Source organism: Sphingobium sp. UBA5915 (genome assembly GCF_002431195.1).
Taxonomy (GTDB): Bacteria; Pseudomonadota; Alphaproteobacteria; order Sphingomonadales; family Sphingomonadaceae; genus Sphingobium; species Sphingobium soli.
On sequence record NZ_DJDV01000122.1, the window covers coordinates 113,145 to 137,958 of the forward strand.

Annotated in this window: 20 protein-coding genes and 2 pseudogenes; 17 read left to right on the forward strand and 5 right to left on the reverse strand. The window is 60.3% G+C overall.

Translation table 11 applies throughout. The features are described 5' to 3' along the window. The 12 genes from nuoG to B2V90_RS22150 all read left to right on the forward strand — a co-directional run. Positions 1-1,721, forward strand: a 1,721-nt coding sequence (nuoG, locus tag B2V90_RS22095; protein WP_293923129.1) for an NADH-quinone oxidoreductase subunit NuoG, incomplete at its 5' end; no start/stop codon positions are given. Then, positions 1,718-2,767: an NADH-quinone oxidoreductase subunit NuoH gene (gene nuoH, locus B2V90_RS22100; RefSeq protein ID WP_228222598.1), complete on the forward strand. Its 1,050-nt coding sequence runs from the start codon at positions 1,718-1,720 to the stop codon at positions 2,765-2,767. The genes nuoG and nuoH, both read left to right, overlap by 4 nt. Then, positions 2,764-3,249: an NADH-quinone oxidoreductase subunit NuoI gene (gene nuoI, locus B2V90_RS22105; protein WP_009821722.1), complete on the forward strand. Its 486-nt coding sequence runs from the start codon at positions 2,764-2,766 to the stop codon at positions 3,247-3,249. Before nuoH ends, nuoI begins: the two co-directional genes overlap by 4 nt. 27 nt (positions 3,250-3,276) lie before the next feature. Then, positions 3,277-3,888, forward strand: coding sequence for an NADH-quinone oxidoreductase subunit J (locus B2V90_RS22110; RefSeq protein ID WP_009821721.1), 612 nt, complete (start codon positions 3,277-3,279; stop codon positions 3,886-3,888). After that, positions 3,885-4,190, forward strand: a complete 306-nt coding sequence (gene nuoK / locus B2V90_RS22115; RefSeq protein WP_009821720.1) for an NADH-quinone oxidoreductase subunit NuoK — start codon at positions 3,885-3,887, stop codon at positions 4,188-4,190. The genes B2V90_RS22110 and nuoK overlap by 4 nt, the downstream gene beginning before the upstream one ends. 8 nt (positions 4,191-4,198) lie before the next feature. After that, positions 4,199-6,292: an NADH-quinone oxidoreductase subunit L gene (gene nuoL / locus B2V90_RS22120; protein WP_228222599.1), complete on the forward strand. Its 2,094-nt coding sequence runs from the start codon at positions 4,199-4,201 to the stop codon at positions 6,290-6,292. Beyond that, the gene (locus B2V90_RS22125; protein ID WP_228222600.1) at positions 6,292-7,845 is read left to right on the forward strand and encodes an NADH-quinone oxidoreductase subunit M; all 1,554 of its coding nucleotides are present in this window, start codon (positions 6,292-6,294) and stop codon (positions 7,843-7,845) included. Before nuoL ends, B2V90_RS22125 begins: the two co-directional genes overlap by 1 nt. Next, positions 7,845-9,281 (forward strand): NADH-quinone oxidoreductase subunit NuoN, encoded by a 1,437-nt coding sequence (nuoN, locus tag B2V90_RS22130; RefSeq protein ID WP_228222601.1) that lies wholly within the window; start codon positions 7,845-7,847, stop codon positions 9,279-9,281. The genes B2V90_RS22125 and nuoN overlap by 1 nt, the downstream gene beginning before the upstream one ends. A 2-nt stretch (positions 9,282-9,283) precedes the next feature. Next, positions 9,284-9,985 (forward strand): biotin--[acetyl-CoA-carboxylase] ligase, encoded by a 702-nt coding sequence (locus B2V90_RS22135; RefSeq protein ID WP_228222615.1) that lies wholly within the window; start codon positions 9,284-9,286, stop codon positions 9,983-9,985. 11 nt (positions 9,986-9,996) lie between these two features. Further along, complete coding sequence (locus tag B2V90_RS22140; RefSeq protein ID WP_009821715.1) at positions 9,997-10,779, forward strand: type III pantothenate kinase; 783 nt, start codon at positions 9,997-9,999, stop codon at positions 10,777-10,779. After that, positions 10,776-12,413, forward strand: a complete 1,638-nt coding sequence (locus B2V90_RS22145) for a ribonuclease J (RefSeq protein WP_228222602.1) — start codon at positions 10,776-10,778, stop codon at positions 12,411-12,413. The genes B2V90_RS22140 and B2V90_RS22145 overlap by 4 nt, the downstream gene beginning before the upstream one ends. 9 nt (positions 12,414-12,422) lie before the next feature. After that, positions 12,423-12,695, forward strand: a complete 273-nt coding sequence (locus tag B2V90_RS22150; RefSeq protein ID WP_009821713.1) for a DUF1467 family protein — start codon at positions 12,423-12,425, stop codon at positions 12,693-12,695. Between the two features lie 233 nt (positions 12,696-12,928). Here B2V90_RS22150 and B2V90_RS22155 read toward each other — a convergent pair whose 3' ends face one another. After that, positions 12,929-15,601: a hypothetical protein gene (locus B2V90_RS22155; RefSeq protein ID WP_228222603.1), complete on the reverse strand. Its 2,673-nt coding sequence runs from the start codon at positions 15,599-15,601 to the stop codon at positions 12,929-12,931. Positions 15,602-15,681: 80 nt separating this feature from the next. Here B2V90_RS22155 and B2V90_RS22160 point away from each other — a divergent pair, with 80 nt between their 5' ends. The 3 genes from B2V90_RS22160 to B2V90_RS22170 all read left to right on the forward strand — a co-directional run bounded on the left by B2V90_RS22160 (position 15,682) and on the right by B2V90_RS22170 (position 18,652). Then, positions 15,682-15,984 carry an Hpt domain-containing protein gene (locus B2V90_RS22160; RefSeq protein ID WP_037542240.1) on the forward strand — a complete coding sequence of 101 codons (303 nt, stop codon included), beginning with the start codon at positions 15,682-15,684 and terminating at the stop codon, positions 15,982-15,984. A 72-nt stretch (positions 15,985-16,056) separates the two neighbouring features. Next, positions 16,057-17,223, forward strand: a complete 1,167-nt coding sequence (locus tag B2V90_RS22165) for a hypothetical protein (protein ID WP_228222604.1) — start codon at positions 16,057-16,059, stop codon at positions 17,221-17,223. A gap of 55 nt (positions 17,224-17,278) precedes the next feature. Further along, positions 17,279-18,652: a sensor histidine kinase gene (locus tag B2V90_RS22170; protein ID WP_228222605.1), complete on the forward strand. Its 1,374-nt coding sequence runs from the start codon at positions 17,279-17,281 to the stop codon at positions 18,650-18,652. A 74-nt stretch (positions 18,653-18,726) separates the two neighbouring features. On the opposite strand, the gene B2V90_RS22175 is transcribed toward B2V90_RS22170, so the two are convergent. Together B2V90_RS22175 and gltX are read right to left on the reverse strand one after the other, a co-directional pair. Beyond that, positions 18,727-20,013: a citrate synthase gene (locus B2V90_RS22175; protein ID WP_228222606.1), complete on the reverse strand. Its 1,287-nt coding sequence runs from the start codon at positions 20,011-20,013 to the stop codon at positions 18,727-18,729. Between the two features lie 20 nt (positions 20,014-20,033). Continuing rightward, positions 20,034-21,503: a glutamate--tRNA ligase gene (gene gltX, locus B2V90_RS22180; protein ID WP_414711635.1), complete on the reverse strand. Its 1,470-nt coding sequence runs from the start codon at positions 21,501-21,503 to the stop codon at positions 20,034-20,036. 91 nt (positions 21,504-21,594) lie between these two features. On the opposite strand from gltX, the pseudogene B2V90_RS22185 reads away from it, so the two are divergent. Beyond that, positions 21,595-22,518, forward strand: a pseudogene (locus tag B2V90_RS22185) (ComEC/Rec2 family competence protein); the annotation flags it as partial. A gap of 20 nt (positions 22,519-22,538) precedes the next feature. Then, complete coding sequence (locus tag B2V90_RS22190) at positions 22,539-23,384, forward strand: TIR domain-containing protein (protein ID WP_228222608.1); 846 nt, start codon at positions 22,539-22,541, stop codon at positions 23,382-23,384. 175 nt (positions 23,385-23,559) lie between these two features. Here the strand turns inward: B2V90_RS22190 and B2V90_RS22195 are convergent, their stop codons facing one another. Both B2V90_RS22195 and B2V90_RS22200 read right to left on the reverse strand, forming a co-directional pair. Then, complete coding sequence (locus B2V90_RS22195; RefSeq protein WP_293923136.1) at positions 23,560-24,312, reverse strand: hypothetical protein; 753 nt, start codon at positions 24,310-24,312, stop codon at positions 23,560-23,562. Between the two features lie 196 nt (positions 24,313-24,508). Further along, positions 24,509-24,814 (reverse strand): annotated as a pseudogene (locus B2V90_RS22200) (hypothetical protein); the annotation flags it as partial.

Genomic DNA, 24,814 nt, shown 5'->3' on the forward strand with positions numbered 1-24,814 from the left:
CGCTCGATTGCCCGATTTGCGACCAGGGTGGCGAATGCGATTTGCAGGACCAGTCGGTCGCCTATGGCCGGGGCGGCAGCCGCTATGACGAAAACAAGCGTGCCGTCACTGAAAAATATATGGGGCCGATCGTCAAGACGGTCATGACCCGCTGCATCCAATGCACCCGCTGCGTGCGCTTCGCTGAAGAAGTCGCGGGGGTGCCGGAAATCGGCGCCATCTATCGCGGCGAGAATATGCAGATTACCACCTATCTGGAGCATGCCGCCAAAAGCGAGCTTTCGGGTAACGTGGTGGATCTTTGCCCGGTCGGCGCGCTGACATCCAAGCCTTATGCTTTCGAGGCGCGGCCCTGGGAGCTGAAGAAGACGCACGCGATCGATGTCATGGACGCGGTAGGGACCAATATCCGCCTCGACAGCCGCGGGCGTCAAGTGCTGCGCGCGGTGCCGCGCATCAATGATGACGTGAATGAGGAATGGGCATCCGACAAGACCCGGCACAATGTCGACGGGCTGGTGCGCAAGCGGCTCGATAAGCCATTTGTGCGCAAGGACGGCAAGCTGGTCGCCGCGACGTGGGAAGAAGCGTTCCAGGCGATTGCGGCGGTGCAGCATGGCGGCAGCGTCGCGGCGATCGCCGGCGACCTGCTCGACTGCGAGACCATGTTTGCCGGCAAGCTGCTGGTGGAGAAGCTGGGCGGCACGATGCTGGAAGGGCGTCAGACCGGCCTTGCCTATGACGTGTCGAGCCTGTCGTCGGTGGTGTTCAATACCCCGCTGGCCGATCTGGAAACCGCGGACGTCATCCTGCTGGTCGGCACCAATTTGCGCTGGGAAGCGCCTTTGGTAAACACGCGCATCCGCAAGGCGATCAAACGTGGCGCAAAAATATTTGCCGTCGGCCCCGAGGTCGATCTGACGTACAAGGTCGAATGGCTGGGGAATGACGCCTCGCTCCTCGGTAAACTGCCGGAATCCGTGGTTGAAGCCTTTGCCAAGGCTGCGCGTCCGACGATGATCGTCGGTGGCGGGGTGCTGGCGAAGGACGGCGCGCATGGCGACACGCTGGCGTTGGTCGATACGCTGGGCCTGATCAAGGATGGCTGGAACGGCTATAACGTCCTGCACTTTGCGGCTTCACGCATGGGCGGGCTGATGCTGGGCTATGCGATGGACGGCGGCATCAAGGCGATGGCGCAAGCCGCGCCCAAGTTGCTTTTTTCGCTGGGCGCTGATGAGGTCGATTATGCGGCGTTCGATGGCAGCTTCAAAGTCTATATCGGCCATCATGGTGACAAGGGCGCGCATGCGGCGGACGTGATCCTGCCTGGCGCAAGCTATGCCGAAAAGGCTGGCACCTATGTCAATCTGGAAGGTCGGGTGCAGCGGGGTGAAAAGGCCGTGTTCGCACCGGGTGACGCGCGCGAAGACTGGTCGATCCTGCGCGCATTGTCGGATGTGATGGGGGCGACGCTGCCCTTCGACAGCTTCGAACAATTGCGCGCGGAGATGGCCAAGGCTGTGCCGGCGCTGGGGCAGGAAGGGCTGGTCGATTTCGATTGGTCCGTTCCGAGCCTGCCCAGCGGGGCGACCGGGGAGTTGGGTTCGCCGATCAAGGATTTCTACCTCACCAACGCGATTTGCCGCGCCAGCCCGACGATGCAGCAATGCTCGGCCGAGCTGATCCATGGTGAAAGCTTCGCGGAGGCCGCAGAGTGACCGCCTTTTTCCAAAATATGGGCCTGCCGTTCGAAGGCGCGTGGCTGCTCGCCACCGTCATCGGCATATTGCTGATCGCGCTGCCGGTCATGCTGGCGGTGGCGATGATCATCTATGCTGACCGGAAGATTTGGGCGGCAATGGCCCTGCGGCGCGGCCCCAACGTCGTCGGCCCGTTCGGTCTGCTCCAGTCCTTTGCGGATGGTCTCAAGGTCTTCCTGCAGGAAACCATCATTCCGTCGGCGGCGAACAAGACCCTGTTCCTGATTGCGCCGATCATCACCTTCACGGTCGCGCTAATGGCTTGGGCGGTGGTGCCGTTCCAGGTTGGCGTGGTGCTGGCGGACATCAATGTCGGCCTGCTCTATGTCCTCGCCATCTCCTCGCTTGGGGTTTACGGCGTTGTGCTGTCGGGCTGGGCGTCCAACTCCAAATATCCCTTCTACTCGGCGATCCGCGCCAGCGCGCAGATGATCAGCTATGAAGTCTCGATCGGCTTCATCCTGATCTGCGTCGTGCTGTGGGCCGGCAGCTTCAATCTGACGGCGATCGTGGAAAGCCAGAAGGGCTATTATGGGTTTCTGAACGGCAACGGCTTCAACCCGCTGCTCTTCCCCATGGCCATCATGTTCCTGATTTCCGCGATGGCGGAAACGGCGCGTGCGCCCTTCGACCTGACCGAAGCGGAAAGCGAGCTGGTCGCGGGCTATCAGACCGAATATTCGTCGATGGCGTTTGCGCTGTTCTGGCTGGGCGAATATGCCAACGTCATTCTGATGTGTGCGCTCAACGCGGTGCTGTTCTGGGGTGGCTATCTGCCGCCGTTCGATTGGGCGCCGCTTTATTATGTGCCCGGCATCATCTGGCTGTTTGCCAAGATCCTCTTTTTCTTCTTCGTCTTCTCCTGGGTGAAGGCGACGGTGCCCCGCTACCGTTATGACCAGCTGATGCGGCTGGGCTGGAAAATCTTCCTGCCGACCTCGCTGCTGTTCGTGTTCCTGGTTTCGGGCTTCCTCATGCTGACGCGCTATGGAGGCGCACAATGAGCCTCGGTTACTACGTCAAGTCGTTTACCCTCTGGGAGTTCGTGAAGGCGCACGCCCTGACCTTGAAATATTTTTTCAAGCCAAAGGCGACGATCAACTATCCCTATGAGAAGAACCCGATTTCGCCGCGGTTCCGGGGCGAGCATGCGTTGCGTCGTTACCCCAACGGCGAAGAACGGTGCATCGCGTGCAAGCTGTGCGAAGCGGTCTGCCCGGCGCAGGCCATCACGATCGAGGCGCAGCCGCGCGACGATGGCAGCCGCCGCACGACGCGGTATGACATCGACATGACCAAGTGCATCTATTGCGGCTTCTGTCAGGAAGCGTGCCCGGTGGACGCAGTCGTGGAAGGTCCGAACTTCGAATTCGCGACCGAAACCCGCGAGGAGCTGATCTACGACAAGGCCAAGCTTCTTGAAAATGGTGACAAGTGGGAACGCGCGATCGCCGCGAACCTTGCCGCCGATGCACCCTATCGTTAAGCCGCGCGCCAAGGGGAATATGATCCTGTGATTCACGTTGTCGCCTTCTATCTGTTCGCCACGATTGTGGTGTGCAGCGGCGCGCTGACGATCCTGTCGCGCAACCCGGTCCATTCGGTCCTATGGCTGATTCTGGCCTTCTTCAACGCCGCTGGCCTGATGATCTTGCTGGGCGCGGAATTTATCGCGATGCTGCTGGTCATCGTCTATGTCGGCGCCGTCGCGGTGTTGTTCCTGTTCGTCGTCATGATGCTGGACATTGATTTTGCCGAATTGCGCGCAGGCTTCGTGAGCTATCTGCCGTTCGGCCTGCTGGTCGCGCTGGTGCTGTTGGCAGAAATCGTCCTCGGCATTGGCTTGTGGAGCGTCGGTCCGATCGAGCTGGCGCAGCGCGCCGGCCCGGTTAATCCGGAGCTCAGCAATATCCAGGCGATCGGCGCGCTTCTCTATACGCGCTACATCTTCCTGTTCGAAGCGGCGGGCATCGTCCTACTGGTGGCTATGATCGGCGCTATCGTCCTGACACACCGTGCACGTGGCGGGGTTCGCCCGCAGAATATCGCGCGTCAGAACCAGCGCCGGCCGCAAGATGCCGTGCGCAACGTCAATCAGCCCGTGGGGCAGGGGGTGGAGCTGTGATCGGCCTGCAACATTATCTGGTGGTCAGCGCCATCCTGTTCGTGATGGGGGTGCTGGGCATCTTCATCAACCGCAAGAATGTCATCATCATCCTGATGGCGATCGAGCTGATCCTGCTGAGCGTGAACATCAACCTTGTCGCGTTCAGCGCCTTCCTCGGCGATCTGGTCGGGCAAGTGTTCAGCATGTTCGTGCTGACCGTCGCGGCGGGTGAGGCGGCCATCGGCCTTGCCATCCTCGTCATCTACTTTCGCGGTCGCGGCACCATTGCCGTCGATGACATCAACCAGATGAAGGGCTGAGCCGTTTCATGATCCAGCTTATCGTCCTTCTCCCGCTGCTGGCGGCTGCCATCGCTGGCCTTGGAAACAAGGCGCTTGGCAAGCTGCCGGCCAAGATCGTCACGACTGGCGCGCTGTTCATCGCCTGCGCAATGAGCTGGATGATCTTCGTCCCGTTCGTCGCCGGTCATGCAGAGGCGACCGTTACGCCTCTCTTTACCTGGATCGAAAGCGGCAGCTTCGATGCCCAGTGGGCGCTGCGCGTAGACACGATGACAGCGGTCATGTTGGTGGTGATCACCAGCGTATCCAGTCTCGTCCACCTCTACAGCTGGGGCTATATGGACGAAGAGCCGGATCAGCCGCGCTTCTTCGCCTATCTCTCGCTCTTCACCTTCGCGATGCTGATGCTCGTGACCGCGAACAATCTGCTCCAGATGTTCTTCGGCTGGGAAGGCGTAGGTCTGGCGTCTTATCTTCTCATCGGTTTCTGGTTCCGTAAGCCCAGCGCCAATGCCGCTGCGATTAAAGCCTTCGTCGTCAATCGCGTTGGCGATCTTGGCTTCATGATGGGCATTTTCGGCACCTATCTGGTGTTCAACACGATTTCGATCCCGGAAATCCTTGAGGCTGCGCCGTCAATGGCAGGCTCGACCATCGGGTTCCTGGGCTATCGTTTCGATACCATGACCGTGCTTTGCCTGCTGCTGTTCGTCGGCGCGATGGGCAAGTCGGCGCAGCTCGGCCTGCATACCTGGTTGCCCGACGCGATGGAAGGCCCGACCCCTGTGTCGGCCCTGATCCATGCCGCGACGATGGTGACGGCCGGCGTGTTCATGGTGTGCCGCCTGTCACCGATGTTCGAAACCTCGCCCACAGCGCTTGGCTTCGTAACCTTCGTCGGCGCTGCCACCTGCCTGTTCGCGGCGACGGTGGGCACCGTGCAGACGGACATCAAGCGCGTCATCGCCTATTCGACCTGTTCGCAGCTGGGCTATATGTTCTTCGCGGCGGGCGTCGGCGCCTATGGCGCGGCGATGTTCCATCTCTTCACGCATGCCTTTTTCAAGGCGCTGCTCTTTCTTGGCGCAGGATCGGTCATCCATGCGATGCATCATGAGCAGGACATGCGCTATTATGGCGGCCTGCGCAAAAGCATCCCAATCACCTTCTGGACAATGACACTCGGCACGCTGGCGATCACCGGCGTCGGCATTCCGCTCGTTGGCGTTGGCTTTGCCGGCTTCTATTCGAAGGATGGCATCCTTGAAGCCGCGTTCGCGGCTGGCGGGGCTGGCGTGGGGGCCTATTATGTCGGCGTGTTCGCTGCATTGCTGACCAGCTTCTACAGCTGGCGCCTGGTGTTCCTGACCTTTTTCGGCAAGCCGCGCTGGGCAGCGTCAGAGCATATCCAGCATGCGCTTCATGATGCCCATGGCCATGACGATCATGACACGCATGGCCATGGAGCAGAGCATGACAATGCGCCTGCGCAGGAAGATGCAGGCGATGAGCCGCATGCGCACGGTACCGCCACGCATGCTTTGCCTGCGGGCACGGGTGGCTATCATCCGCACGAAAGCGGCCTGGTCATGCTGATCCCGTTGGTCGTGCTGAGCCTGGGCGCGGTTTTTGCCGGCTTCGTCTTCCACGACCAGTTCATCGGCGCGGAAGGCGGAATGGAGTTCTGGAACGGGGCGCTCGCCTTCAACAGCCATCTGATGCACGCTGCCCATGAAGTGCCGACCTGGGTGAAGTTCGGCCCGTTCACGGTGATGGCCATCGGGCTGCTGATCGCCTGGCTTGCCTACATCAAGAACACCGATTGGCCGCAGCGCTTCGTGTCGACCTTCGGTGCGCTTTACCAGTTCCTCCTCAATAAATGGTATTTTGACGAGCTGTATCACTTCCTGTTCGTCAGGCCCGCCTTCGCCATCGGCCGCTTCTTCTGGAAGTTCGGGGATGTCGGTTTCATCGACCGCTTTGGCCCCAACGGGCTTGCCGCACTGGTCGTGCAGGGCAACAAAATCACGCGTCGGATTCAGTCCGGCTACCTTTACACCTACGCGCTGGTGATGCTGATTGGCCTCGCCGCAGCCGCAACCTGGGCGATGACACGATAATGGACGGCTTCCCCATCCTTTCCCTGATGATGGCAGTGCCGATGGCGGGGGCCATCGCCTGTCTCTTTGCGGGCGCCAATAGCGCACGCTGGATAGCGCTGATCGCTACGCTGGTCGATCTGGTGCTCGGCATCGCGCTCTGGGCGAATTTCGATCAGGCTGGAACGGCAGCGCAGTGGCAATTTCAGGAATATGCGCCGATTTTCGGGCGCTTTGCCTGGGCGCTCGGCATTGACGGCATCGCGCTGATGCTGATCGTCCTGACCGTCTTCCTGATGCCAATTTGCATCGGCGCAAGCTGGCAGGCCATCCAGAAACGTGTCGGCGAATATATGGCGGCGTTCCTGTTCATGGAGGTGCTGATGATCGGCGTCTTCACGGCACAGGACATCTACCTCTTTTACGTCATGTTCGAAGCCGGCCTCATCCCGATGTACCTTATCATCGGTATCTGGGGGGGCGCGGACCGCATTTATGCGAGCTATAAATTCTTCCTATACACGCTCCTCGGCTCGGTCCTCATGCTGATAGCGATGATGTGGATGGTGCATGAAGCGGGCACGACCGAAATTCCCGCGTTGATGGCCTATAATTTTGCGCCAGAGGCGCAGACCTGGCTGTTCCTGGCCTTCTTCGCCAGCTTTGCGGTCAAGATGCCGATGTGGCCCGTCCACACCTGGCTGCCTGACGCCCACGTTCAGGCACCCACCGCAGGGTCGGTGATCCTGGCGGGTGTGCTGCTGAAAATGGGGGGCTATGGCTTCATCCGTTTCTCGTTGCCGATGTTCCCGGAAGCCTCGGCACAGCTCGCCTGGCTGATTTGGGGCCTGTCGATGGTCGCGGTGGTCTACACCAGCCTGGTTGCGCTGGTTCAGAGTGATATGAAGAAGCTGATCGCCTATTCCTCGGTTGCGCATATGGCGATCGTCACGGTCGGGCTGTTCGCCTTCAATCAGGCCGGGATCGAAGGTGCGATGATGGTCATGCTGGGCCATGGCCTGGTGTCGGGCGCGCTGTTCCTGTGTGTCGGCGTGATTTACGATCGCCTGCACACGCGAGAGATCAACCGATATGGTGGCCTCAGCATCAACATGCCCAAATATGCAGTGTTGTTCCTTCTGTTCACCATGGCGTCGGTCGGCTTGCCCGGCACATCCAACTTCGTTGGCGAATTTTTGTCGCTGATGGGAATTTACCAGGCATCCAGCTGGGTGGCGCTGGTTTGCACCACGGGTATCATTTTGGGCGCGGCCTACATGCTCTATTTGTATCGGCGGATCGCTTATGGCGAACAGGTCAATGCTGATGCAGCAGCCATGCCTGACCTGTCCGTGCGCGAAATTGCCCTGCTGGCGCCAATCGCGGCGGCGGTGCTGTGGATGGGCGTCTATCCCGAAAGTTTCCTCGCTCCGATGCGGTCCGATATTCGCGCGCTCGAAGCGCGCCTCGCTCCTGCGGCACCCGCAGGTGATTCCCATATCAAGATGGGCGCGGCGAAGCCGGCTGGCGGCGCCACCCATGAAGAAGCAAGCGCGCACGGGGAGGCGCACTGATGATTGAATCCGCTTCCCTTCTGGCGGTCGCGCCGGAACTGGTCCTGACCGTCGGTGGTCTCGCTCTGATGCTGGTTGCCGCCTGGGGCGGCGAAGCGAGCAGCCGCGTCGTCAACTGGCTGGCCGTCCTGACACTGGTGCTGGCTGGCGTTGCCTTGTCGACCTCGCTCGCCAATGGCCCTGTTGCCTTCGATGGGTTGGTGCGGGCAGACGCCTTCTCGGCGTTTGCCAAGGGCATGATCTACGCCGCCGCTGCTGCCGCCATTCTTCTCGCCCCCCGCTATTTCCAGACGGACGGCAGAGAACGGCCCGAATATCCGGTGCTTATCCTGTTCAGCGCCATCGGCATGGGGATGATGGTGTCGGCAGGCGACCTGTTGACCCTTTATGTCGGCCTCGAAATGCAGAGCCTTGCAGCCTATGTGCTGGCAAGCTTCATGCGCCAGGACGCACGATCGTCCGAAGCGGGCCTCAAATATTTCGTGCTGGGGTCGCTGGCGAGCGGCATCCTGCTCTACGGGTCGGCGCTGCTGTACGGTTTCACCGGCACGACGGCGTTTGACGGCATTGCGGTGGCCATGGGTGACGGCGTATCAAATGGCGAGCTGTTCGGCATGGTGTTCCTGCTGGCGGGCTTGGCTTTCAAGATGAGCGCGGTGCCGTTCCATATGTGGACCCCCGACGTCTATGAGGGCGCCCCAACCCCTGTGACGACTTTCTTCGGCAGCGCTCCCAAAGTCGCGGCTATGGCGCTTGCGGTTCGGGTTGCTATCGAAGCGCTCGGTCCTGCGGGGCTGGACTGGCAGCAGATCGTGATTTTCGTCGCGCTGGCGTCCATCATCCTGGGTGCGGTCGCGGCTATTGGTCAGACCAATATTAAGCGTCTGATGGCCTATTCGTCGATCAACAATGTCGGCTTCGCGCTGATCGGGCTTGCCGCGGGCACGCCTGCTGGTGTCGCCGCAACCATGAGTTACATGGCCATCTATGTCGTCATGACGATCGGCGCTTTCGCCTGCATCCTGCAAATGCGGGACGCAGATGGCCGCCCGGTCGAAAGCATCGCCAGCCTTGCCGGACTGTCGCAGTCGCGCAAGGGTCTGGCCGCGGCCTTCGCGATCTTCATGTTCTCGATGGCCGGCATCCCGCCGCTCTTTGGCTTCTGGGCGAAGTTCCTGGTGTTCGATGCCGCGGTCGCTGCGGATCTGACTGCGCTTGCCGCCTTCGGCATCGCCGCCTCGGTGATCGGTGCTTTCTATTATCTCAAGATCATCAAGACGATCTATTTTGATGAGCCGGCCGCAGCCTATGAAGCCAAGGGCGGGATGGTCGAAAATGTCATCCTCACCGCCTGTGCGGTGGTCATCGTCTTTGGGTATCTGCTAAACCCGGCACTCGACGCGGTCAGCGCGGCTGCTGCCGCGTCACTCTTCTGACACTGATCCGCTTCGTAGCCGAAACCGGCTCCACCAATGCCGACATGCTGGCATTGGCGGAGCAGGGCGCGCCCGAGGGCAGTTGGCTCCGCGCCGGCAGGCAGACCGGCGGTCGCGGGCGGATGGGTCGACATTGGGAAAGCCCGGCAGGCAACCTTCATTCTTCCACATTGGTCAGGGTGCGGGCTAGTGATCCGCCCGCGCATACATTGGCGCTCGTCGCCGCCAATGCAGTTCACGCGCTGATTGCGCCCCTGTGCGTCGGCAATGCCCGGATCAAATGGCCCAACGACATATTGGTCGACGGCGCAAAAATCGCCGGTATCCTGCTGGAGCGGGCGGGCGACGCCGTCATTGCCGGCATCGGCGTCAACGTGACCGGTCATCCCGAAGATCTGGATCGGCCCGTCACCAGTTTGAAAGCGCAAGGCGCCATCGAAGCCGATGCCGGCGCGTTGCTGGAACGCCTCGCTGCGTTGTTTTCCCATTGGCTTGCCGTATGGCGCGCGCAGGGGTGGGAGCCGGTCCGGGCACACTGGCTGCTCAACGCCCATCCACGAGGGACCGCCATGCGCGTGCTCCAGCCGGATGGCGAGCAGGTGGAAGGGGCCTTCGACACGCTGGATCAACAGGGCATGTTGATCCTTCGCTTGGCGGATGGCCAGAGGCGTGCCATTCACGCGGGCGACATCATCCTCAACTGAAGGGTCGGATCATGCTTCTCGCGATCGACGCGGGTAATACCAATGTCGTTTTCGCCTTGCTGGAAGCAGGGACCATCCGCGCGCGGTGGCGGATTGCGACTGACCCACGCCGCACGGCCGATGAATATGCCGTATGGCTGAACCAGCTTTTGATGCTGGAAGGCTTCACCATTGCTGATGTCAGCGCAGTGATTATCGCCACCGTGGTGCCGCGGGCGTTGCACAATCTGCAAGTGCTGGCGGACAAATATTTCAAGACATCGGCGCTGCTTGCCGGTCAAGGCGCGGTGCAATGGGGTATCCCTCTGGACGTGGCGGAGCCAGCATCCGTCGGAGCGGACCGGGTTGTAAACGCCATTGCCGCCCACCATCTTTATCCCGAGGATTTGATCGTTATCGATTTCGGCACTGCCACCACGTTTGACGTCGTTGATTATACCGGCGCCTATAAGGGCGGCATTATTGCGCCTGGCATCAACCTGTCGCTCGATGCGCTGGTCGCCGCAGCAGCCAAGCTGCCCAAGATCGCCATTGCGCCGCCCGAAAGCCGGTCAGTGATCGGCCGCACCACCGAAGCGCAGATGCATATCGGCGTTTTCTGGGGTTATGTGGCGATGATGGAAGGGCTGGTCGCGCGCATTCGCGCGGAAATCGGCCGGCCTGCCAAAGTGATTTCAACCGGGGGCCTTGCCGTCCTCTTTAACGACAATAGCGATATTTTCGATGCGATCGCGCCGGACCTGACAATTCAGGGCTTGGCGCTGTTGTACGAGCGGAGTTTGAATAGAGAATGACACCTGGAAATGAGCTGCTCTTCCTGGCCCTTGGCGGGTCGGGCGAGATCGGCATGAACGTGAATCTATATGGCTGCCAAGGCAAATGGGTGATGGTCGATCTTGGCCTCACTTTCGCTGACCCGGCCTATCCGGGCGTGGAACTGATCCTGCCGGACCTGAGCTTTATCGAGGACCGACGCGACGACCTCCTCGGCATCGTGCTTACCCATGGGCATGAGGATCATATCGGCGCGATCCCTTATCTGGCCGCGGACCTTGGTGTGCCGCTCTACGCGACGCCCTTCACGGCCGGCCTCATCCGGTTGAAGCTTGAGGAAGAGGGCCTGACCAACGATGTCGAACTCAACGTCATCGAGAATGAGGGAAGCTTCGCTCTTGGTCCCTTCGGATTTCGTTATGTCCCGCTGGCGCACTCCATTCCAGAGGGCAATGCGGTACTGATCGACACGCCATATGGGCGCATATTCCACACCGGAGACTGGAAGTTGGATGAACGCCCGCTTCTGGGCCAACCGTCCACGCCCGAAGAATTGTCGGCGATCGGTGATGAAGGGGTATTGGCGCTGGTGTGCGATAGCACCAATGTGTTCAATGCAGAGGCGAGCGGATCCGAAGGCGATGTGCGCGAAGGCCTGATGCAGACCGTCGCCAGCGCAAAGGGGCGCGTGCTGGTGACGACCTTCGCCTCCAATGCTGCTCGTTTGCAGACTTTGGGCGAAGTCGCCAACGCGACGGGGCGCAAATTGTGCGTCGCCGGCCGTTCGCTAGACCGGATCATTGGGACCGCGAAGGCCGCGGGCTATCTCAAGGATTTTCCGCCGACGGTCGATTGGGACGACGTGATGGCCTTGCCGCGCAGCGAGGTAATGATCATCGCGACAGGCGGGCAGGGGGAGGCCCGCGCGGCGCTGTCACGCATTGCCTTCAACAGCCATCCGATCAAACTGGCCGAAGGCGACATGGTTGTCTTTTCCTCCAAGCAGATACCCGGAAACGAGATTGCGATCGGGCGCATTCAGAATGCACTGGCTACGGCTGGCGTGTTGATGATCACCGATCGCCAGGCCGAGGTTCATGTGTCCGGCCATCCCGGCCGACCGGAACTGGAAGCTATGTATCGCTGGATCCGGCCGGACATTCTCCTGCCGGTGCATGGTGAGCGCCGGCATATGGCGGAACAGGCGCGGCTGGGGTTGGCAAATGGTATTCGCCATGCACCGGTTCAATCCAATGGCGATTTGCTGCGGCTGGCTCCCGGGGCGCCGGAAATCATTGGCCGTCAGGAAACCGGGCGATTGGTCTTGGATGGCGACGTCATCCTGCCGGCGGATGGGACGACAATCAACGAGCGTCGCAAGCTGGGTCTTCACGGTCAGATCAGCGTCGCTGTCGCCATTGATCGCAAGGGGAAGCTGATCGGGAGCCCGGCGTTGCGCACGCAGGGTGTGCCGGTCGAAGAGGATAAGGCGGCTTTCCTGGAAGAGGCTGCGCAAGAGGTCGGATCGGTTATCGCCAAGGGCTCACAGGAGGACGAGGCCCTGAGAGAGCGCGTCCGTCTGGCCGTTCGACGCACGGCGACGCGCTGGACAGGCAAAAAGCCTTTGGTGGACGTGCTCCTCATTCGCGCCTAATCAGGCCACATGAACTGGTACGCGATTTTCGCCATTTATTTTTTGATGTGGGTCATATGCGCCTTCGTCATGCTGCCTTTCGGACTGCGCACACCCGACGAAACGGGTGAGGCGCTGCTCCGGGGGCAGGCGGACAGTGCGCCCAGCAATTTCCGCCCAGGAATAGTGGTGCTCCGCGCCACGATCTTATCGGCCTTTTTATTCGGTCTTTATTATCTGAATTATACCCAAGGTTGGGTCACGATCGACATGGTTCCGGGGTACCGCTCCGCCTCATCGTAGCGGGTGGCCGCAGCGGCTGAGGCGGGGGAAGGCAACAGATCCGTCGCAAGGGGCAGCGCCCTATAGTCGAGATCGACGCCAAATGGCGTCTGCCTGTGGCACGATATCTTTCAGACAACAGGCTCTGCGAAGGCGGGGCAGTATCTTCGTGGCGACACGTTCGCTCATGCGCTTTGGTTCGAGCCATAGCGACGGTAATGTCGTCAATGGCGGCCTCAGCGCGATAACCGATGCTATTGCCGGAGCCGCTCTATCGCCTGCGCAAGGGCGACGTAGAGTTTGCCCATGTCCGATGACAGGATCGCAACGCCCAGCGCGTTGCCATCGCGCGAGGACAGGATCACGCGCAACATGGCTTCGAAGTCATGGATATAGCGGTTCACATGATCGCGAAATTCCGCATCGTCGTCATAATGCAGGGCTATCTTACGCGATTCCCCGGCATCAAGCAGTTTGACGGCGCGACGGGTGAATACGCCACGGTCGCCCTTGAGATAGGCCGACCAAGCGGAATCGGTGACATCGTTCGACAATATCTTGGCGACATCGATCGCGGTGCTGTTGAGCGATTCGATCAGCAAGGCCGAACGGCGGGCGAAGTGATCGCGATCGCGTTCTTCCGTCGCATGTCTGGCTTCTTCGATGCGCTGATCGATGCTGGCACTGGTGTCTGCAATCGTCAGGAGCTGGCGGGTCAGCCGTTCCGATGCCTGTTGTGCAGCCTTCACCGCTTCATCGGCGACCTGAGCTATCTGGGCGATCTGGGCGGTCACCTTCTCGCTGATGACGCCTTCAACGGCCTGCTCGCTGGCATCTGCCAATTGTTTGGCGGCATCCGGAATGGCCCGTCCAAGCGCCTGACGGGCCCGCTCGGCCGCTTGTTCAGCGGTGTCCTTGACGCGCAGAAGCGCTGTCACGAGGAGGGGGCCTGCGCCTTCGGTAATGCGGCTTGCATCCTGATGTGCCGCATCCAGCGCCGCGCGCAACCGGTCTATAAGGTCACGATTGGCTTCCAACCCACCCTGTGTGCTTTCAAGCCATTCGGTAAGTCGCGCACCCTGACCACGCAACAAGGCTTCAGCCTCCTCGGCACGACCGACCAGGGCTTGGGAAATGGCCTCCAATCGTTCCATCTCCGGCGCGGTGTCGCTCAGCAGACTGCGGCTCTGCTCCACCCTGCTGTCGAACCGGTCCAGCGCGGCGGGATAAGTTTCGTCCAGTTCGCGAACGCTCGCGTCGAGCGCAACCATCAGCGTCTCTGCGTTGCCGATCAGCCGGTCCGCAGTCGCGCCGCCAGCATTCAGCGCCTCATCGATTCGTCGGGTTTCCGCCGTCAGTCGTTCCAGCGCCCCGGTCAGCCTCTGGTTCCTGGCCATTGCTGACTGTTCCAGAGCCTCGAACCGCGTTTCCGCCGCACTCGCGCTGTCCTGCAATTCGACATGAAGGCTGGTGAGCAGAGTGCGCTGCCCTTCAACCATGTTGTTAATCTGATGCAGACGGCCTTCAACATCACCGATCGCGTCGGTCAGACCCGCCACGGTTTCGTTGCCGATCATGTCCAGATGGGTGCGCGAACGGAAAATGAGATCGGTGAGCGCGTCCGACTGGAAGCTCAGCCTGCCATCAGTGAGTGCCAGCGCCTCCTGCGCCTGATCGAGCGCCGCGCCTAGCCGGCCCCGCAAATCCTGCTCGATATGATCCATGTTGCGGGCCAACGCGGTGAGCGCCTGTTCGCTGCTGGCGTCGATGCCTGTCTGCACGGCCGCCACCAGCGCCGTTAGCGAATCGGCGCGCCGGGTCAGACTCTCGTCGATCGTCGAGAGCGTCTGTCGTGTCCTTTGCGCCACTGCGTTCAAGCGCTCGTCGATTACCGCTTGGGTTGTTTCCAGATCATCCATCAGAGTGGTGCGAACCTGTTCGCTGGTGCGGGCGAGCCCGTCCTGCGCGCCTTCGATTAGCTGCGAGAGCGCCGCACACTGGTCTTCCAGCTGCGCCCGGCTGTGGTCCATCGCCAGACGCGCACCCGTGGCGGTTGCCTCGATCCGATTTGCGGCGATGTCCGCCATGCCCGACACTTCGTCGCTGGATGCGCGGGTGGCTTCCTGCAACTGGCTTAGCTGGCTGGTCAGGCTCTTGGTGGCGGCCAGCATGCGCGCGCGCGTGTCGTCAGACAATTCGGTGAGCCCATGTAGCCGCGTTTCCAGCGTATCGATTCGCTCGCCCAGGGCGTGACCATTGTCCATGATCTGCGCGGCGATGCGCGCGCTACGCTCCTCAAGGGTCGGGATGGATGCGATCAGCGCCTCCATCCGATTGAGAAGGGCTGCGCCGGCGTGCTCGGCTGCCTCGGCGCGATCTGCTGTCACTTGCGCACGGCTTGCAATCAGCTCAGCCGACGCTTCCATATTGCTGCTCGCAGCGGCACCATAGCTGTCGAGCAGTTCGGCCTGATCCTGCATCGTCCGGCGCGCCGATTCCAGCTGGGTCACAATATGACCAAGGCGCAATTCCAGCAGATCGGCTTCTGCGCGCATTGCGCGCGCCGTATCGCGATAGCGCCGCGATTCCGTCCTGCTGTTCCTCATGACCAACATATAGACAACGCACAACAGGATGAGCGGCACGGCCATGGTGGCAACCGCTTGGCTCCACCCAGCCGGGCCGGCGCGCAACTGGCCAGAGACCATCACGCTCCAGCCCGCAAAAACAATCCAAGCCAGCGCCAGAATGGCAAGCGCGGCCGTGACCGGGCGCGTCCATTTAGCGTCCCGATCATTGGTCGCTGGCACCTCGTCAATGTCCATGACGGCCTGTTTCAACAACAAGATGTCATCGGATTGCGCCTGTGATTCCGTCGCGATCGGTTCATCGCGCCAAAAATCGACGATTGTGCTGCCCCCTGTCATTTCACCACCTTAACAGCTTTTACGCGCGGGCAAATGCCCCGTTACCAAAACTTAACGCAAGCCAGATAGCGTTGGTCGCCATGTCCTATGATCCTGGCGCTCTCGATGCGGCATTGGCCGCCGCCGTTGGCGACGATACCGCGCTTATCGCGGATTTGCGTGTCGCGTTCCTGGAAAGCGCCAGCCGCCAGATAGATTTGCTGGGCAGGGCGCGTTGCGATGCCAACTGGCATCTGGCTGCCTGGCGGCTGAAAGGCCTGGCGGCAAGCTTTGGCCTCACATCCCTGATGGCGCTGGCGGAAGAAGCGGCACAGTCGGCCCCCGGCGATCCGAAAATCCTGCGTCGGCTTCAGGCGACGCTCGATACCTTGGCTCGCGACTGATACCGGGCTTGCGTCCGTTGCTTGCGCTTGCGAAAAGGTAGTCAGTCAAGAACGGGTCGTCGTCATTACATCATGAGTTTCGCCGCAATTTTGAGCGCCAGTCGCGCACCCGCCGATTCGTCGGGGGGCCTGCGCGCCTGTCTGCATTTCGCGGGGCAGACCCTGGTCGAATATCAGGCGCGTCAGGCCGTGCGTGCTGGGGCGGACCGGATTTTCGTAATGGTCAGCGTTATCACGCCTGCCCTGTCGCAGGCGGTCGATCGTTTGAGTGCGGACGGGATCGCTGTCGCGCTGGTCCGGGATATGGTGTCGATGGTGCGTGACGCGCCGCGCGATGCCGACGTCTTGCTGATCGCGGACGGCGCGATCGTCAGCCAAGCGCATGTCGATCATCTGGGTTCGGCGATGGGCGATACATTGCTGGTCGCCGACGATTCCCGCGCAAGCGCCCCATTGGAAAGGATCGACGCCGGTCAGCGCTGGGCCGGCTTGGCGCGCATAAGTCCTGCCCTTTTGTTCGGAACGCTCGACATGATCGGCGACTGGGACCTGGCGTTGACGCTGGTCCGGAGCGCGGTTCAGAAGGGAGCGCGTAGGATCACCGTGCCAGAGGCTGACCTGCTCGAAGGCAGGGCGGCCATGGTCGAAAGCCAGCAACAAGCCGATCTTGTCGCGCAGGCCATAACCTCTGCAGGGGCCGATCGCGCCTATGACAGGGGCGGCCTGGAACATTATGTTCTTGCGCCGTTGGCACGATCCATCGGCGGAGCCCTGATGCGGCTGCAAGTGCCCGCCTTTCAGGTGCGTATCGGCGCGATGGCGCTCGCGGCAATCGCTCTTGTTCCCATTGAGCTATCCTGGGTTCTGCCGGGTTTTTGCCTGATGCTGGTTGCCATCCTGCTGTGCGATTCCGCCGATCGTCTGGACGAACTGGCATTGCGCCCGCCCCCGCGAGGATGGACTGCCTTCGTCGCGCCTGCCTTGGCCCTCATCGGTATCGCTCTCGCTGGCGAAAGTGCGGTCGCATTTGATCTAGCCATGTTGGTGCTGCTGCTCACGCTGGCGGTTCGCTGGCGACGGTTAGGGGGGGCAATGCCCTGGATGGTTTTTACGCCAGCGACACTTCTGGTCTTGTTGATTATCGGGGGTGCGCTGGGCTTCATGCAGGAAGCCTACCGCTTAGGAATGCTTGCCGCCATCGCATCAGCAGGCGCGCTTATCCTGCGGCGGCCAGCCTGAATTTTTCCTCGCACGGTTTAGTGCATTTTAACGACGTGCATTTATGGTTGTGGTCATGAGCGGCCCGTCCACTATTTTGCGCGCCAGGTTGTCGGCGGACGGGAGGCTGCTGAGCGCCGATGCGGCGCTGTTGGCGTTGCAGAAGGAAGCTGGCGGCGACCTTGGAACGCCGATCGCCGTGCCGCAACTCGCCGCGATCGCTCGCCTGACCCATCGTATGGGTGCGGCGGTGTCCCGTCCCGTCATCGCGGCGGCCGAGCGGGGATTGATTGATATGTGGGTGAGGGCGCGCCCGGATGGTGGCGGCGTCGCACTGGCCATTATTGATTGGCACGAGCGTCCGATTGAAGGCGATTCCACTGAAACATTGCGGCGAGAGGCTGATCTGGCCGCTCTGGCGGAAGGATGGGCCTGGCAAATCGATACGGAATTGCGGTTCGAAATGACAGCGGCGGGACATGGACCTCAAGGAGTTCTGCCGGCGGCTCCACCCGTGCCCGGCTCACGCTTTGCCGGTTTCTTCGAACTGCGTGCGGAGGACGACGGGGATTTGCCGATGCTGCGCGGGATCGCACAGCGTCGGGCGTTTCGTCATCAGGTGGCGGCCCAGGCGAGCGACCCAGGACGGCTGTTTCAGTTGTCCGGCTATCCCTTGTTCGATCTGGCCGGGCAATTGATCGGATATCGCGGCTCGGCTTTCCCCTTGGATCAGATGATATTGGCGCCGTTGGGACGGGAGCCCGCGGTCACGCTCTACCCGGCGGACTTCGGCAAGCGCCTTGACCGGTCCCTGCGGCAGCCGCTCGGACGCATCATCGCCAATGCGGACACGATCAGCGCCCAGATGGAAGGACCCCTACGGGCGGATTATGCCGGCTATGCCGATGACATTGCATCGGCGGGTCGGCATCTCATGGCGTTGATCGACGACCTGGCCGATCTTCAGGCGATCGATCGCCCGGATTTCTCCGTCACACTGGAAGAGGTGGACCTGGCTGACCTTGGCCGACGCGCCGCCGGCTTGCTTCGCGTGAAGGCCCTGGATCGACAGATCCTGATCGTTCCGCCCTCTGAGGATGCGAGTGCGCCGGCCACGGGCGAATTCCGGCGAGTCCTGCAAATATTGGTCAACCTGATCAACAACGCGGTCCGTTATTCCCCCCAGGGCAGCATGGTGCGCGTCGTTACCGAACAGGCGCGCGGGCAAGCACGGATCATGGTGATCGATCAAGGCAGTGGCGTTGCAATCGCGGACCGCGAGCGCATTTTTGATAAGTTCGAGCGGCTGGGGCGCGATGACGCTGGCGGTAGCGGGCTTGGCCTCTACATTTCGCGCCGCCTGGCGCGGGCCATGGGGGGCGATATCGAAATTGGCGGCGCGGTCGGGGAAGGCGCGCGCTTCATCCTCAGCCTGCCGGCGCGTACCTAGCCCTCCTACGCGCTACCGCCCCAAAGAAAACGGCGCCCGAAACGGGCGCCGTTTGTTCTCGATGATGATCCGGCTTAGCGCTTGTCGACCGGCACATAGTCGCGTTGCGTCGGCCCGGTATAGAGCTGGCGAGGACGGCCGATCTTCTGCGCGGGATCGGAAATCATTTCGTTCCACTGCGCGACCCAACCGACGGTGCGAGCCAGCGCGAAGAGCACGGTGAACATTTCGGTCGGGAAGCCGATCGCGGAGAGAATGACGCCCGAATAGAAGTCGACATTCGGGTAGAGCTTCTTCTCGATGAAATAGGGGTCGTTGAGCGCGATCTGCTCCAGTTCCTTTGCGACATCGAAGATAGGATCGTCGACACCCAGCTTTTCCAGCACATCCTTGGCCGTCTTCTGCATCACGGTCGCGCGCGGATCGTAATTCTTATAGACGCGATGGCCAAAGCCCATCAGGCGGAACGGATCGTCCTTATTCTTGGCGCGTGCGATATATTCGGGAATGCGGTCCACCGTGCCGATTTCGCGCAGCATGTTGAGCGCCGCTTCATTGGCACCACCATGCGCAGGCCCCCACAGACAGGCGATGCCCGCCGCGATGCAGGCAAAGGGATTGGCACCCGACGAACCGGCAAGGCGCACGGTGGAAGTCGACGCATTCTGCTCGTGATCGGCGTGCAGGATGAAGATCTTGTCCATCGCATCGACGATGACCGGATCGACCTCATACTCTTCCGCCGGGACCGAAAAGGTCATGCGCAGGAAGTTTGCAGTGTAGCTGAGGTCGTTACGCGGATAGACGAAGGGCTGGCCGACCGAATATTTATAGGCCATCGCCGCGATCGTCGGCATCTTGGCAATCAGGCGGTGGCTGGCAATCCGGCGCTGTTCCGGATCATTAATGTCTGTCGAGTCATGATAGAATGCCGACAGGGCGCCCACGACACCGCACATGATCGCCATGGGATGCGCGTCCCGGCGGAAGCCGCGATAAAAGGTCGTCAGCTGTTCGTGGATCATGGTATGGCGCGTGATCGTGTGCGTGAACTCGTCCAGTTCCTTGGCCGAAGGCAGTTCGCCGTTCAGCAGGAGGTAGCTTACTTCCATGAAGCTGGACTGTTCGGCAAGCTGCCCGATCGGATAGCCGCGATGCAGCAGCACGCCTTCGTCGCCGTCGATATAGGTCAGGCCAGAATCACAGCTGGCTGTCGAGGTAAAGCCCGGATCATAGGTGAACATGCCGGTATTGGCGTAAAGCTTGCGAACGTCGATGACCTGGGGACCCATGGTGCCATCCATGATGGCATAGTCCTGGGCGTCGCTGCCCATTGTCAAAATGGCCTTATTATCCGACATGTTTTTCTCCTTGAGTGCCATCAACTGGCCGCAGCGTGCCCGGCTGCGATCAGTCGATCCAAGCTTTCTTCTCTCCCCAAAAGGAAGAGGACGTCAAAAATGCCCGGCGAGACGGTGCGGCCGGTAAGCGCAGCGCGCAGCGGCTGCGCCACCTTGCCAAGCCCCAGGCCAGCATCCTCTGCCACGCGGCGTATCACGTCCTCGATCGCTTCGACCGTCCAGGACGGAACGGTCCGCAGAGCGTCGGCTGTCTTTATCAGCAGCGCACGCGCAGGCTCATCTAGCAGAGCCGTAGCCTTTTCGTCAAAGTCGAGTGGGCAAGATTTGAACAGGAACTCGGCCCCTTCCGCAATTTCATTTAGGGTTTTGGCTCGAGGCTTGAGCGATCCCATCGCCTGCCGCAAAATGTCGGCTTGGGCAGGTGCAAGGCGTGTATCCAGACGCGATTCGACGCGGGGCGCGACGAGCGCCGCAAGCCGAACATCCTCAGCCTCCCGCAGATAATGGCCGTTCAGATTTTCCAGTTTCTTGATGTCGAAACGCGAAGGCGACCGACCGACGCCATCGATGTCAAACAATTCGATCGCGCGGTCGAGCGAGATAAGTTCTTCGTCGCCATGCCCCCAGCCAAGCCGCAACAGATAGTTGAGCACTGCTTCGGGCAGCATCCCCATTTCGTCGCGATAGGCGTCTACGCCGAGCGCACCGTGTCTCTTGGACAGCTTTGCGCCATCCGACCCGTGAATGAGCGGGATATGCGCGTAAACCGGCTCATCCCATCCAGTTTCGATCTGGGCCATCGCCTTGATGATCGTTAGTTGGCGAAAGGCATTATTGAGGTGATCATCGCCACGGATGACATGCGTCACACCCATATCGCGATCGTCGACGACGACGGCCAGCATATAGGTGGGCGTTCCGTCCGATCGTAACAGGATCATATCGTCCAGTTCGGCATTCTGCACGACCACACGGCCCTGAACGGCGTCTTCAACGACCGTCTCGCCTTCGCGCGGCGCCTTGATACGGATGACGTAGGGTGCGCCTTCGGGTGCTTCGCCGGGATCGCGATCCCTCCAGCGGCCATCATAGCGCATAGGCAGCTTTGCGGCCCGCTGCTGTTCGCGCAATTCGGCGAGTTCTTCGGGGGTCGCAAAACATTTATAGGCGTGGTCCGCGGCGAGTAACTGTGCGGCAACTTCGGCATGGCGCGGGGTCCGTTCGAACTGAAAGACCGCCGGTTCATCACCGCCAAGACCAAGCCAGTCCAACCCATCGAAGATGGCTGCAACGGCAGCCTCGGTAGAACGGGCGCGGTCGGTATCCTCAATCCGCAGCAGGAACTTGCCGCCATGATGGCGGGCGAACAGCCAGTTGAACAGAGCGGTCCGTGCGCCGCCAATATGCAAATAACCCGTGGGGGACGGGGCGAAACGGGTCACCACCTGCTTGCTTTTTCCCGTTGCGCTCGCCGTCATATTCTTTGACATTCGCCTTATCTGATCCATGAATTCGACGCCCCCTAGCATGGCTTTTGAGCCACGACAAACCTCCTGTCGCGGGCGGCTCAAGACATGCGCAATGCTTATTTTTTCAGCGCTCGAAACATGGCTGGAAACGGAACGCGAGCAGGTTGGGCTTTGGGCGCCTGTCGGGCTCGGTGCGGGCATCGTTGCCTGGTTCTGGCTGCTCGATCCTGCACAGTGGCTTGCCTTTTGCTGCTTCGCGCTGGGTGTCGCGGCGCTGGCTGCTTTGTCGCCCGGATCGGGACGATTGCGCCATATCGTGATGGCTGGGGCCTTGCTGGCGACGATCGGCTGCCTTTTGATATGGGGGAAGGCGACGTTGCTGGGGCAACCGCCGCTGGGGCGCGCGACCTTCGTCGAGATGACCGCGGAAGTTCGGTCCGTTCGGCCGGTGCCCGCGCGGAATATGGTGCGCGCCATGCTGCGGCCGATCGATGCGCCTGGCTTGCCTGCCACGGTGCGCGTCAACATTCCGTCCGAGGATGTTCCCAAAGGTCTGGGCGAGGGCGCTGTTATACGGTTTCGCACCCGCCTGATGCCACCAGCGCCGCCCGGCGTGCCGGGCGCTTATGATTTCGCGGCGCGAGCCTATTTCCAGGGTATCGGCGCGACGGGAAAGGCGTTGAGGCCGATCAGGGTGCTGGCGCCGACGCGCGAAACTCCACCGCTACGCGCACGGTTGTTCGCACACATAGTGGATCAGGTCGAAGGACCGGCTGAAGGCATAGCTGCGGCGCTAGCCACCGGCGATCAGGGGGCGATCAGCGATGCCGATGCCGAAGCGATGCGGCGTAGCGGCCTCGCCCATCTGCTGTCGATCAGTGGCTTGCATGTCACCGCATTGATCGGCGCGGCCATTTTCCTCTTGATGCGGGTGATGGCGCTTAGCCGCAGGGCCGCGCTCGACTGGCCACTCATGCTGATCGCAGCGGGTGGGGGCGCCTTGGTTGGTATCGGCTATACCTGGCTGACAAGTGCGTTATAGGAGTCAAACCCTGATTGCGCGCAGATATTCGCGATTTAGACGAATTTGAGATTAGCCCGGCTCGCCACCTTGCTTTGGAAAGTCGGGGCGATATAGCTCAAGCTATGAAATCACGAGTATTTGTAGCTTCGTCGGCTGAGCACCTGGATTTGGCTTATGCTGTGCAGGAGGGTTTGGAGCACGACGCCGAGGTCACTGTTTGGTCTCAAGGCGTGTTCCTTCCTTCGCGCACGACCATGGCAACACTGGTCGATCAACTCGACGAAACGGACTTTGCGATCTTCATCCTCGCGCCAGATGATGTGACGCAGATACGCAACGCCTCTGTGAACAGCGTTCGGGACAACGTGATTTTTGAGCTGGGGCTATTTGCGGGTCGATTGGGACCTGAGCGATGTTACATGATTGTTCCTCGCGGTGACGAGGAACTCCATCTACCAACCGACTTGCTTGGATTGACGCCCGCGCTTTATGATCCAGATCGTCAAGACGGCAATTTGGTCGCAGCTCTCGGACCAGCTTGTAATCGCATCCGCAAGAGCATGAAGCAATTAGGACCGTCGATTCCTCGAAACGACCCAGCAGAACCAACCGCGGTCGCGGAGGATAGCACGGATTTATGCGCTGATGACAACGACTGCATCTCGATAATTCAGTCTTGGATGGGCAGTCGACCGTCGGGTGACAATAGGCATGCGATGCGTTTCAGCGATATTGATCGTGAACTGCGTTTGGCTCCCGGTTCGGCGCGCAAACATATTAAGATTGCGGCAGCCAAGTGGGGCTACGCCGTCGAACGGGAGGGAAAAGATACCATCTTGTTTACGGAGGAATCGCGAACGGGCGGGTGGGGTTACTGATGCTGCTAATAGCAGTTAATTAGTCGGCTTAACCATGCCTACCCGTGCGTTATTGGAGTCAAACCCTGATTTTCCTCAGGTTTACCGGGTTCGGGAATGTCCTGCGCGGGTAGAAAGCATACTGGGATATTCGTCCACCGTTACCTGCGCTGCCTCAAATACACTTAGATTGAGTTCAAGTAGGCTGAGGCGTTTCATCCCCCAGTCGCATCACTAAACAGGGAACATTCCCCATGCCGCGGTAAAAGCGATGGACGCGGTCCTGCGGCGGGGTCTCGTGCTGCAAACCTAGAACTGCTGGTGTCCAATACTCTTGGCCATCTAAAGCTGCTTTGTAGAGCACGGCGACAACGACCTTAAAGCCAAGCATAGATTCATCAGCTTGATTTGGAAAAGGAAAGTTAGTTGAGAAGCCTTCTTCGATTTTGTCGCTTGGAAAAAGAACGCGAGGGTTTCGTGAAGCAAGATTCTTCAAACTACGCAACTCAAGCTCTATATCTGACTCTGATCCGCGGCCAACAGGAACAGGTTTAAAAACCACTCTAAGTTCGATAGCAGGAGTTTGCCCTATATTTTTGATGGAATAGTTCAACTGACAACCGACTTCTGTTTGATTATCCTCATTGAAATAGAGGTGTGCTTTGGAGACGTGGAGTTGTATCCAAGGGCGAGCAGCCGCGTATGCGATCTTAGCGGCATCTGCTGCTGCTTGGGCACTGATCAACGCCGCATCAGCAGATCGTGTCAGGTCTCGGGCTTGCGCCTCAGCACCCTTCCAAAGCCGCTTGGTGGCAAGCCACAGTCCAATCGTTGAAATACCCAATATCACGGTAAATAAGGCTACTGGGTCCCAAACAAGTGCATCTCTCCAATGTTCCAACCACGATCGGAAGCTGTAGGTGTAGATAGAGGGAGGTCCGTTTGTCATACCGGGCTGTCATTACCAGAATTGACGGAAGCGGGCGTTTAAAAAATCGTTACGTTTAACAATATTTGTCTCGGAAAGGTCCACTTCGAGTGAGCAGCGTGTCAACTATTAACCATCGGCATTAACCCTCCTACCAGTGCGTTATAAGAGATAATACGCTCAAACCCGCAGAAAACTGCGGGTTTCTCTATCTTCCTCAGAACGGCACCTCGTCGTCAATGTCACCGAATGAAGAACCTCCAAACAGATTCGCTTGGGGTTTGCGAGGAGGGGATAGTGCTTTGGGAGGCTCCGCGGCTGGCAGTTGCTTTTGCGCGTCCTCCTCTTCTTTAGCCTCTGCCACGTTGTGCATCATGCTACTCAAGAGCTTGTTGGCAACGTCATATGACGCCCACATGCTACCTGGCACGGCCCACAAATGGTATGCGATCCTAGCAATCGTCACCATGCTCACACGGCGCTTTTCGAGTTCGGCTTCAAGTGAAGCGTCCCGGGTTTTCCG